We start from the raw sequence: 10,951 nt of genomic DNA, 5'->3' as shown, positions 1-10,951 counted from the left end.
CCCCAAGAGCCCAAGCCCCGCTCGGGAGAAAACCACCCCCTCGGCCCAAAAGCGCCCTCCCCAGCAGAGCAGGCCTAGCGCAACCCCCAGCACCACCAAAGAGAGCAGATAAACCCCTCCCAAAGCGGCCAGCATCCGTCCTGGGGCCTCCACCAGGGCGTAGCCTAGGAATCCCCAGGGAAAGGCCAGCTCGCCCAAAGAGGTAAGGTACTCCTGCAGCACCCATAGCCCGGCTCGAGCCAGCGGCCGACCCCGTGTGAGGCCGAACACCCCGCCCCAAAGGACCGCCTTGACCAGAACCAAGGGCAGGTAAGGCACCGCCCCCCAGGGGGTCTCAAAGAGCAGCACAAAGCTCCAGGGAAGCCAGACCAGGTGTACCCCCCAGAACCCCACCCCAGCCCAAAACCCAAAGCCGAAGCCCCCTCGAGCCAGCAGGCCCGCCAAGGGCAAGGGTGCTAGAAAGCCCAGGGGGCTTGGGGGAAGGCAGAGGGCCAGACCCCCTCCTAGGAGCAGTGGAAGCCAAAAACGCACGGCCCAAGCATAAACGACCCCCACCCCCAGTGCACCACAGGATGGTGCGGGCTGCTCCGGCGTAGATATGAGCGATAGCGGAATGGGCTTTCGTGGCAGAATGGCTAACAACCATGCGCCTGGGAATTATCGCCGAAATTCACGCCAACCTGCCGGCCCTCGAGGCCGCCTTGGAAGCCTTGCGCAAAGAAGGGATAGAGCAGGTACTGGCGGTGGGGGACCTGGTGGGCTACGGGCCCCACCCCCGCCAGGTCATTCGCAAACTAGACCGGGAGGGTATCCCCTGCGTTCCTGGGGCGGCCGACCTGCGGGTGGCCTATCCCCTTCCGACCCACCGCCGTGAGGGTATCGCCGAGGTGACCATCGCCTGGACGCGCGAACAGCTCAGCGAGCGGGAGGTGAGCTTCCTGCGAAACCTGCGCTCGCGCCACCGCTGCGAAACCCTCGGAGGCCGCCTCATGGCCTTCCACGGTTCACCCGAAGATCCCGAGCAAAAGATAGACCTGAACGAAGCTCACCCTCAGGAAATCCTTGGGATGCTGGAGCGCATCCGTTCGCGCTACGCGGTGGTGGCGGGAAAACACATCCCCTTTCGCCGAACGGTGCACAAAGGGGTGGTCTTTGACCCGGGATCGGTGGGGCTCAGCCTGGGTGGAGAGCCCGGAGCGGACGTGCTGATCCTGGAAGACGACATCCATGGGGAACTGCTGCACCGCTTCCTCAAGCTCCCCTACGACTACGGGCAGGTGGCCTTTGACCTCGCCGCCTGGGAGCTACCCGAGGTGCTTATCGAGGTGGTGCGACAGGGGCGCTTTCCCCAGTAGGCTTTGTAGCCTCAGCGAAACTCTCAAGGCGAAAAAGGGTATAAATTGTAGCCTATGACCAAAAACAAAGGGCCCTCCCTGGAGGCCCTCCTGGAGCTCCTGGGTCAGCGCGGCGTGTACACCATTCTACGCTCGCTGCGCAACGGCCCCCTGCGCTTTGGGGCCCTTCAGCAAGCCACCGCCCTACCCCCCCGCAGCCTTTCCCTAAGGCTCAAGGAGCTCGAGGAGTTCGGGCTTATCCGGCGCACCGAGCACCCCGAGGTGCCCCCTAGGGTAGACTACGCGCTCACGCCCTATGGCCAGGGCCTGCAACCAGCCCTGGAGGCCCTGGCCGCGTGGGAGGCCAGCCTAGGCCACCATCCGAGGCAGGCTCCCTAGGCGCTGGGGTAAACCTCAAAAATTCCCGCCGCCCCCATCCCGCCGCCGATGCACATGGTCACCATCCCCAACCCGCCCCCGCGCTTTGCGAGTTCGTGGATGAGCTGGGTGGTGAGCTTGGCCCCAGTGGCACCGAGCGGATGGCCCAAAGCGATGGCCCCTCCGTTCACATTCACCACCTCGGGGTTCATCCCAAGCTCCCGCATCACCGCCAGCACCTGGGCGGCGAAGGCCTCGTTGAACTCAATGAGCTTCAGGTCCTCCAGCCGAATCCCGGCCTTGGCCAGGGCCTTGGGCACCGCCTTGATGGGCCCTACGCCCATGATGTCCGGGTCAACTCCGCCGGTAGCAAAAGAGACAAAGCGGGCCAGCGGCTTCAGGCCCAGCTCCCGGGCCCTCTCGGCGCTCATCACCAGCAGGGCAGCTGCCCCATCAGAGTAGGGTGAGGCGTTCCCGGCGGTCACCGTACCCCCTTCTTTGAAGGCCGGCTTGAGCTTGGCCAGGCGCTCCAAAGAGGTATCGGCCCGGGGCAGCTCGTCTTTGGCGAAGAGGGTTTCCTCCACCTGTTTCTTGCTGCCCTTCCAATGCACCTTTTTTACCGGGATGGGCACAATCTGGCCCTCAAAGGCTCCCCGGGCCTGGGCCTCCAGCGCCTTCTGGTGGCTGCGCAGGGCCCAGGCATCCTGGTCTTCGCGGCTCACGCCCCAGCGTTCAGCCACCCGCTCGGCGGTGAAGCCCATGCCGATATAGGCCTCAGTCAGTTCGGGATGGAGCTCGGTGTGGTAGCCGGACATGGGCACCCGGCTCATCATCTCCACCCCCCCGGCCAGCACTACCTCGTTCATGCCCGAGAGGATGGCCTGGGCTGCGTAGGCCACGCTCTGGAGGCCCGAGGAGCAGAAACGGTTGATGGTAGCGGCGGTCACCTCCACAGGAAACCCTGCCCGCAGCATGGAGAGCCGGGCTATGTTGAGGCCCTGGCTGGCCTCAGGCATAGCGCAGCCCCACTGAATGTCTTCAACGATGGCGGGGTCTATCCCAACCTTTTCCACCGCGGCCTTCATCACCGCAGCCGAAAGGTCAACAGGGTGCACGGTGGCCAAAGAGCCGTCGCTCTTTCCCCGCGCGACCGCGCTGCGAACCGCACTGACGATAACAGCTTCCCTCATCTTCACTCCTTTTTAGCCTTCCTTACATACAGGGTCTTCTCAAAGCTAGCGTAGACCACCCCCAAGCGGTCCACCAACTCCACTGGGTAAACCCGGTCCAGCGAGGGCAGCTCACAGGCCAGGCGGCGGATGGTCTGGAGCTCGTCCTCACTGAGGACAAAGCGGGCGTAAAGCGTGGTCCTCCCAGGCTTGCGGAAGCGGATGGTGGCCGCCTTGTCCCACACCACGTAGCCCGGCCCCAGGTTGTGGATCAGCATCAGCATGTAGATGGGGTCAATCGCGCCGTACATGCTGCCGCCAAAGAGGGTGCCCACGTAGTTGCGGGTGCGCCAGCTAAGGGGCAGGGCCACATGTACCTCCCGCCAGTCCGGGGCGATGTAGACCACCCGTCCGCCGGTGCCGCGGTAGGCCGGGAAGAGGTTGAAGCCCCAGCGCCATAGGCGGCTCTGCCAGGACTCGGCCTTGGGCCTCGGGAAGGGCGACACCACCCACCCCCTAGTTGCGCAGGGGTTTCCCGGTCTTGAGGGTGTAAGCGATGCGCTCCTGGGTCTTCTTGGTGCCCAAGAGCTTGAGGAAGCCCTCGCGCTCCAGGTCCAGGATGTCCTGCTCGCTCACCTCGCGGGGCGGGCCGTCGCCCCCGCAGAGCACGTAGGCCACCTGGTTGCCGATGAACACATCGTGCTCGCTGGCCTGGCGGGCCTCGTGGAACTGCCACAGGGCGTAGCGCAGGTTGCCCAGGGCCTGGTTGCCCAGGGCCCGGACGCGCATGGGCGGCTCGGGCACAAAATCGGGGGCCATGAACAGCACCCGGCGCTTGGCGTCGGCGATCAGGCGGTCGCGGTTCATGCTGATGCCGTCACTCTGGCGCAAGAAGCCCATGTTGCGGGCCTCGAGGGCGCTGGTGGAGGTCTGGGCCAGCATGATGAGCTGGAAGGCCCGCTTAACCCCTTCAAACAGGTCTATCTCCGGGCCGTAGGCCGAGAGTTCGCGGGTGAAGCGGAAGAGCATCTCCTTGGTGCCGCCCCCACCCGGAAGGAGGCCCACGCCCAACGCCAAATGGGCCTGGATGGCGCTGGCGTGCAGGCTGAACTCGGCCCCGCCCCCCAGCGTAAGGCCAAAGGGAGCGGCCACCACTGGGAACGGGGAGCGGCGCAGGCGCATGGAGGTCTGCTGGAAGCGGCGGGTGGCGAGCTCGAGGTCGTCCCAGGCCCCTTCTTGCGCGGCCATCAGCACCAGGGCCAGGTTGGCCCCGGCGCTAAAGGTGCGGGGGTCCTCACCGCCCAGCACCAGCCCGGCGTAGCCGTTGGCCTCCACCCAGTCCAGGGCCTTGTGCAGCCCCGAGATGGAGCCCTCGCCCCAGGTGCCCATCTTGGCCCGGTTCTCAAAGAGGGCCACCCCGTCGCCCAGGTCCAGCAGGGCATACTCCTTGCCCTCCAGGAGGGTCTTGCCCTCGCTTTTCACCTGGGCCAGCCGGATCACCCCTTCCTCCTTGGGAATGGGGTGGTACTGCCCGTCAAAGCCGAGGTACGTCCCGTTCTTGTAGAAGCTGCCCTGGGCTTTCTTCAATAGTTCAGGCTCGGGCAGGCCCAGCTCGGCGAAGCCCTGGCGGAGATAGTCTAGGCCTACCGCGTCCATGTTCTTGAAGGGCCCCTGCTCCCAGGCGAAGCCCCACTCCAGCGCACGGTCTATGGAGACGATGTCGTAGGCAATTTCCTCCGCCTTCTGCAGGGTGTAGTGGGCGGTGGTGAGGAAGAGCTTTTTAGCAAAGGCGCCGTATTTTCCGGGCAGCTCGCCCACCCTTCTGAGCCGCTCGGCCAGGGGCAGGTCTTTGATGGCGGCGATTTCGTCCAGGCGCAGCTTTTGCTGGGGGAGGTACTCACCGGTCTGGTAGTCGTAGGTGTAGATGTCCTTGCCCACCTTCTTGTAGAAGCCGGCCCCGGTCTTCTCCCCTAGGTTGCCCTGGGCAATCAGCCCCTCCACCCACTCGGGCATGGCGAAGTTTTCCCCGGTGGTCTGGGAAAGCTCGGTGGAAACCAGCTTCAGCACGTCCAGGCCGGAGATGTCGCCGGTGCGGAAGGTGGCGCTCTTGGGGCGGCCCACCAGGGGGCCGGTGAGGGCGTCCACCTCGTCAATGGTGAGGCCCTCCTCCATCATCAGGCGCATGGCCTGGGACATCCCGTAGACCCCTAGCCGGTTGGCGATGAAACCGGGGGCGTCCTTGCAGATTACGGTGCCCTTGCCCAGGATGCGCTCGCCAAAGCGGCGCATGGCCTCCAGCACCGCCGCGTCGGTCTCGGGGGTCGGAATGAGCTCCAGAAGGTGCAAGTAGCGCACCGGCGCGAAGAAGTGGGTACCCAGGAAGCGCCTGCGGAAGGCCTCGCCCCGGCCCTCCAGGAGGGTTTTCATGGGAATCCCGGAGGTGTTGGAGCTCACGATGGCCTTTGTACCCAAAGCCTCCAAGCGGGCGAAAAGCTCCTGCTTGGGCTCGGGCTTCTCGATGATCACCTCCACGATCCAGTCGCAGTCCTTTAGCTTCTCCAGCTCCTCGGTGGTGCCCAGCTCAATAAGGGCCGCCCGGCCCTTGTCCATAAAGCTCGCGGGCTTGCTTTTGAGTTGTCGCTCGAGGCCCTTTTTGACCAGCTCGAGCTTGTCCTCTTTTCCCGGCAAGTCAAGCATAACCACCGGTACCCCCGCCGAGGCGGCCAGCGCAGCGATGGCGCCTCCCATGGTCCCCGAACCCACCACACCTACTTTCTTGATACGCATTGGGCCTCCTTGGTGCATATTTTTATACTGAGTCAAAGTTTATAACGCAACCGCCCCTCCTGTCCAGCAGCCGTACCCAGCCAACGCTTCAGCAATTAGGGCAAGACCAGCAGCCACCCCACCCAAAGCACCGCAAGAGTCTCTTCCTACACTCAGGAGGGCTTTGTTAGGGAGCTACCCTCGTAAGAAAGGCCGGCCACCGGGCCAAGGAATGTTTATCTCCCAATCGGCCACGGACAGCCGGCCACGTCTTGACCGCGCTAAGGTCCTAACCCCGGAGCTGGGCCAGGGCTTCCTGCAGAGCCTTGTCGTGCAGGCGCTGCACCCGCAGGCGGGCCAGAGCTTCCCGGCCCAGCTCCTCCTTCAGGGCCGTAGGGGTGGTGCGGTAGGCCCGGGCCAGGTCGGCTAGGTAGGCTTCAAACTCCTCCGGGCTGAGCTCGGTCTTGAGCTCCTCGGCCAAGGCCTCCACCGCCAAAGACCGGCGCAGGCGCTTGGTCGCGTTTTCGCGAAGGCTTTGGGTGAACTCCTCGAGCTTACCCTGCTGGCGCAGCGAGGCCAGGTAGTCCTCAAGCCCAATCCGCCGCTCCTGCAGCTCCTCGGCCAGGCTTCCAAGCAGGTGTTGTTCCTCTCGGACCTGCATAGAGGGGGGAATCTCCACCTCAATGGCCTCGGCCAGCTTGTCCAAAAACTGGTTGGCCCGAAGGTTCTGGGCCTCCTGGGCAAAGCGCTCCTGAAGGCTCCGACGAACCTTCTCCGTAAGGGCCTCCAAGCTGTCCTCCCCAGCGGTCTTAGCGAACTCATCGTCCAGCTCGGGTAGCTGCAGGGCCTTGACCTCCAGAATTTTGGTCTTGATTTCCCGCAGCACCGTGTCGCCGTCCTTCACCGGAACCAGTACCTCTTCCCCTGCCCGCTTACCCAACAACACCTCGCGCACGTGGGGCTGGGCGCTTTCCATGATCACCGGGAAGCGGCTGCCGTCCTCGGTCTCCACGATCACATGGTCCTTCTCCTGGACCTCCCGCTCCACCGCCACCAGCTCCGCGTAGCGCTGGCGGAGCTCATCCAAAGCCCGGTTCAGCACCTCCTCGGTAACCTGGGGGGTTTCTACCTCGAGCCTGAAGCCCCGCCAGTCGGGCAGCTTGACCTCGGGGTAGTTCTCCACCTCCAGGGTGTAGACGTAGGGCTCGCCGAAGGAAAGCTGCTCCTCTAAGAGCCGCACCCCCACCGGCAGCAAGGAAAGCTCCTGCGCCGCTTCTGAAAAGGTCTCCTCCCGCAGGCGCTCCTTCACCTCCTCTAGGAGGGATTCCCGGCCAATCCGGGCCTCCACCACCTTAGCCGGGGCCTTGCCCGGCCGGAATCCAGGGAGGTGCACCCGCTGGGCGTAACCCTTTAGCACCGACTGGTAGGCCTGCTCCACCCGGGTAGCGGGCACCTCAACCCTCACCCTAACCCGGTACCCTTCGCGTTCAAGAATTTCAGCCACGACACACCTCGAGCTCGACCGCCTGGGGTCGCCAAGCACATAGTCTACACTGCTCCCGGCGCTTTTCGTAACCCCAGAAACCGCCTTTACCCCACCTGCAAAAAAGCAAGTAAGATGGGGGCGCATGTCCGCCGCCGTCCGGGTCTTTTTGGTACTCCTGCTGGCCTACTTTCTCTCCTACTTTTTTCGTGCGACCAATGCGGTCATCTCCCCCGACCTGAGGCGCGACCTGGGGCTTACCTCGGCCGAGCTTGGGCTGATGACCAGCCTCTTCTACCTGACCTTTGCCCTGGTCCAGCTCCCCTTGGGCGGGCTGCTGGATCGGTTCGGCCCCCGTTTTGTGCACCCCACCCTGATGCTGCTCGGAGCGGTGGGGGCCCTGGTGTTCGCCTCCGCCCAGAGCTTTGCTGCCCTCTCGCTGGGCCGGGCCCTTTTGGGGGTGGGCTTCGCGGCCGCCCTGATGGGGGCCCTAAAGGCCTTCTCCCTTTGGTTCCCCTCCTCGCGCTACGCCAGCGTGAGCGGGCTCTACGTGGCCCTGGGGGCCTCGGGAGCCATCGCCGCCTCCTCGCCGCTGGCCTGGCTCAAGGAACAGATCGGCTGGCGGGGGGTTTTTGAGTGGGGGGCTCTGGTCATCGTACTGGTGGCGCTCACGGTGGCCCTAGGGGTCCAAAATACCCCCAAAGGAACCCCCCTGCCCCAAAGCAAGCCCCAGGAGGGGGCTGGGGTTATCTGGAAAAGTGGGGTTTTCTGGCGGATAGGAGCCCTAAATTTCGTCCTAGGAGGCGGCTTCCTAGCCTGGCAGACCCTATGGGGTGGGGACTTCCTCTATAAGGCCCGGGGCATGGGGGGGCTCGAGGTGGGCGCCTTGCTGTTCGCTTTCTCCTTGGCCGCGGTCCTCGGATACCTGCTGAGCGGAGCCCTGGCCGACCGGCTGGGGCTTTCTCGCGTACTCCTGGCGGCCAGCCTGGGCTTCGCCCTGGGGCCTTTGCTCCTGGCCCTCTGGCCTCAGATGCCCCTCCCTCTGCTCTACCTGGTCTACCTCCTGATGGGCTTCACCGGAGCCTTCAACATCCTGAGCCTGGCCCAGGCCCGGCTGAGCTTCCCCACCGCCCTCACCGGCCGGGCCGTGACCGCCATCAACTTTCTGGGGTTCATCGGGGTATTCCTGCTGCAGTGGGGGCTGGGGGTGGCGCTGGCCTGGGGGTACAGCACCGCCCTGCTCCTGTGGAGCGGGCTCCTCTTCCTGGCCCTTCTGGGCTACCTTCCCCTGGTACGGGAAAGACCCCTTTAGCTAGCCCTCACAGCCCAAAGCGGCCCACAGGGTAGGCTTTAGGCATGCGCAGCCGCTGGCCTAGCTTGCTGGTCTTCTTGATAACCGCCTGCTCCTCCCCAAGCCCTCCGGCCGAAAACATCAACGTCGCCCTCGAGCCCAGCACTGAGTTTGCTCTAGATATAGGCCAGGAGCGCACCGTTGTGGCTCGGGTAAGCGGCAGCCCGAACACCGAGGTCACCTGGAACAGCAGCAACCCCAGCATCGCTTCCGTAAACAACGGGGTGGTGCGCGGAGCGTCCGCCGGAACGGCGACCATCACCGCCCGCAGCGTGGCCGACCCCAGCAAGAGCGCCTCGGTGAGGGTCACGGTGCTCGAGCCCCCCTCCCCTCCCCCTCCTGGCAGCGGGGTCATCAGCGGAACGGTTCGCATCGCCCTGCAAACCTCTTTGCAAAGTGCCGACCTCACAGCCCCGTTTGTGGAGGGCGAGTTCATCGTGAAGTTCAAGCCCCAGGTCAGCCTGCAATCGCTCAATAGGCTTTCGGTTTTGGGGGTGGAGCTCCAGCAGGCGAGGCCGCTGGGCACCGAGCGCACCTACCTCTACCGCGCCAACCTGCGCCGCGCCGACACCCTGGCCGCCTTACAGGCCCTGCAAAGCCGCAGCGATGTGGAGTATGCGCACCCCAACTACATCCTCTTTGCCCAGGCCACCCCCAACGACCCCCAGTACCCCAACCAGCGCTGGCACTACGAGGCCATCCAGCTACCGGGCGCCTGGGACATCGAAACCGGCGCTTCCCATCCGGTCACGGTGGCGGTGATTGATGGGGGCGTGGTGGCGGGCCACCCCGACCTGGCCGGGAAGCTCCTATCGGGCTACGACTTTTATTCCAACGCTGCCGACGCTGGCGACGGCGATGGGCGCGACCCCAACCCCGAGGACACCGCCCCCAGCACCGACTTTCACGGCAACCACGTCACCGGCACGGTGGGCGCCGCCACCAACAACAGCCTGGGGGTGGCCGGGGTCTCCTGGGGGGCCAGAATCCTGCCCGTCCGGGCCTTGAGTGGGGGCAGCGGCACCCTGGCCGACGTGGCCGATGCTCTGAGATGGGCCGCAGGACTGAACGTGCCCGGCGTTCCGGCCAACGCGAACCCTGCTGGCGTGATTAATATGTCGCTGGGAGGGCCGGTGGCTTGTACCAACGCCCCTGTACTACAACAGGCCATCAACGAGGCAAACAACGCCGGCGCCATCATCGTGGTGGCGGCGGGCAACGCCAACGTGGACGCCAGCACCTTCAGCCCGGCCGGGTGCAGTGGGGTGATCACGGTGGGCGCGACCAATGCCATGGGCCACCGGGCCTCGTACTCCAACTACGGCACCCGGATTGACCTGATGGCCCCCGGCGGTGAACCTTCCGGACAGCAAGTGGTAAGCACCCTGGGCAACGGGCAGTACGGGGGCAAGGCGGGCACCTCGATGGCGGCGCCCCACGTGGCCGGCCTGCTGGCCCTGATGAAGAGCAAAAAGCCTACCCTGAGCGCCGCCGAAGGGCTCTCCATCCTGAAGGAAACCGCCCGGCCCCTGAGCGCCGCCCAGTGCAACCGGCCCAGCGGCCTCGAGTGCGGCGCGGGGCTGATAGACGCGCAGGCTGCCCTGGCCCGTCTGAACACCCCGCCCCCTCGCTCGCTGGTGCTCTCGGCCAGCCCCAACGCCCTCACCCTCAACACCGGTGCGAGCGCCAACGTGACCATCGGCATCAGCCGCATCAACTTTAGCGAGCCGGTGGACCTGAGTATAAGCGGGCAGCCCAACGGCACCACCCCTAGCTTTAGCCCCGCCAGCCCCGTGGCGGGCAACAGCACCACCCTGACCCTCCCAGCCGGCAGCACCCCCGGCACCTATACCCTGGTGGTCAGCGGCAGCGCCAGCGTGGGCGGCCAGACCGTGCAGGGCGAGACCCGCATCACCCTGACCGTGGTGCAGCCCCCCACCACCCCCCCGCCCGCCCAGAACGTGCAAGGCACCCGGATTTACTTTGACGCGGTGCTGCGCGAGAGCCCCACCCTGAGCCTATGGCTGGACTTCAATCCGGTGGTCATCAACCAGACCGGCACCCAGGCCCCCTACAGCCGCACCAACCTCTCGACCACCGGCCTGGTGGGCTACCGCATCTCGGCCTGGAAGGATGTGAACAACAACGGCACCCAGGACGAGGGCGACCTCTTTGGCTGGTACCGCGTAAACGGCAACATCGCCACGGTGATGCCGGATAGAAGCGGGGTGGACATCACCTTAGAGCCCGTCCTCTCCACCACCCTGACCCGCGAGAAGTGGCTCCGGCAGATGGGCTACCCGGCCCGCGAAGATACCCCACGGTAAGTAAGCTTGTCTAATGCCTTCGTGTGCTACTTGATCTGTCCCCCCAGGGTGTGAAAAAAGAGGGGGTGCTATGCCACAAGACCGTGAGCACCCCCAGAACGTAGCCTTTGGCTGACCTACCATCTTGACGCAGAGACCCTCAT

The 10,951-nt window shown here is 65.1% G+C and carries 8 protein-coding genes and 1 pseudogene; 4 read left to right on the top strand and 5 right to left on the bottom strand.

Annotated elements, in window-relative coordinates; all coding sequences use genetic code 11:
• Positions 1 to 531, bottom strand: a pseudogene (locus Mlute_RS11905) (apolipoprotein N-acyltransferase); the annotation flags it as partial.
• Between the two features lie 113 nt (positions 532 to 644).
• On the opposite strand from Mlute_RS11905, the gene Mlute_RS11900 reads away from it, so the two are divergent.
• Positions 645 to 1,355, top strand: coding sequence for a metallophosphoesterase family protein (locus Mlute_RS11900; protein WP_119360851.1), 711 nt, complete (start codon positions 645 to 647; stop codon positions 1,353 to 1,355).
• A gap of 54 nt (positions 1,356 to 1,409) precedes the next feature.
• A complete protein-coding gene (locus tag Mlute_RS11895; protein WP_119360850.1) occupies positions 1,410 to 1,733 on the top strand; it encodes a winged helix-turn-helix transcriptional regulator in 324 nt (107 codons plus the stop codon).
• On the opposite strand, the gene Mlute_RS11890 is transcribed toward Mlute_RS11895, so the two are convergent.
• From Mlute_RS11890 to tig, 4 genes are all read right to left on the bottom strand, one after another.
• A complete protein-coding gene (locus tag Mlute_RS11890) occupies positions 1,730 to 2,902 on the bottom strand; it encodes a thiolase family protein (protein ID WP_119360849.1) in 1,173 nt (390 codons plus the stop codon). The genes Mlute_RS11895 and Mlute_RS11890 overlap by 4 nt on opposite strands.
• Positions 2,903 to 2,904: 2 nt before the next feature.
• Positions 2,905 to 3,387, bottom strand: a complete 483-nt coding sequence (locus Mlute_RS11885) for a DUF4442 domain-containing protein (RefSeq protein WP_245958955.1) — start codon at positions 3,385 to 3,387, stop codon at positions 2,905 to 2,907.
• A 10-nt stretch (positions 3,388 to 3,397) separates the two neighbouring features.
• Entirely contained in the window at positions 3,398 to 5,668 is a 2,271-nt protein-coding gene (locus Mlute_RS11880) for a 3-hydroxyacyl-CoA dehydrogenase/enoyl-CoA hydratase family protein (protein WP_119360847.1), read from the bottom strand.
• A gap of 268 nt (positions 5,669 to 5,936) precedes the next feature.
• Positions 5,937 to 7,151, bottom strand: coding sequence for a trigger factor (gene tig, locus Mlute_RS11875; RefSeq protein ID WP_119360846.1), 1,215 nt, complete (start codon positions 7,149 to 7,151; stop codon positions 5,937 to 5,939).
• A 124-nt stretch (positions 7,152 to 7,275) separates the two neighbouring features.
• Here tig and Mlute_RS11870 point away from each other — a divergent pair, with 124 nt between their 5' ends.
• On the top strand, positions 7,276 to 8,442 hold the full coding sequence (locus Mlute_RS11870) for an MFS transporter (RefSeq protein ID WP_119360845.1): 1,167 nt from the start codon (positions 7,276 to 7,278) through the stop codon (positions 8,440 to 8,442).
• 44 nt (positions 8,443 to 8,486) lie between these two features.
• The gene (locus Mlute_RS11865; protein ID WP_119360844.1) at positions 8,487 to 10,808 is read left to right on the top strand and encodes a S8 family peptidase; all 2,322 of its coding nucleotides are present in this window, start codon (positions 8,487 to 8,489) and stop codon (positions 10,806 to 10,808) included.
• The last annotated feature ends 143 nt before the right edge of the window (positions 10,809 to 10,951 follow it).

This window comes from Meiothermus luteus, assembly GCF_003574085.1.
GTDB lineage: Bacteria > Deinococcota > Deinococci > Deinococcales > Thermaceae > Meiothermus > Meiothermus luteus.
The sequence above is the reverse complement of the archived record's forward strand: the minus strand, read 5'-3'. Positions and strand labels throughout refer to the sequence as shown.

Bases quoted from the DNA above. Each gene is read 5' to 3' on its own strand.
- Mlute_RS11900 (WP_119360851.1), top strand. From the start codon at position 645: ATGCGCCTGGGAATTATCGCCGAAATTCACGCCAACCTGCCGGCCCTC.
- Mlute_RS11895 (WP_119360850.1), top strand. From the start codon at position 1,410: ATGACCAAAAACAAAGGGCCCTCCCTGGAGGCCCTCCTGGAGCTCCTG.
- Mlute_RS11890 (WP_119360849.1), bottom strand. From the start codon at position 2,902: ATGAGGGAAGCTGTTATCGTCAGTGCGGTTCGCAGCGCGGTCGCGCGG.
- Mlute_RS11880 (WP_119360847.1), bottom strand. From the start codon at position 5,668: ATGCGTATCAAGAAAGTAGGTGTGGTGGGTTCGGGGACCATGGGAGGC.
- Mlute_RS11870 (WP_119360845.1), top strand. From the start codon at position 7,276: ATGTCCGCCGCCGTCCGGGTCTTTTTGGTACTCCTGCTGGCCTACTTT.
- Mlute_RS11865 (WP_119360844.1), top strand. From the start codon at position 8,487: ATGCGCAGCCGCTGGCCTAGCTTGCTGGTCTTCTTGATAACCGCCTGC.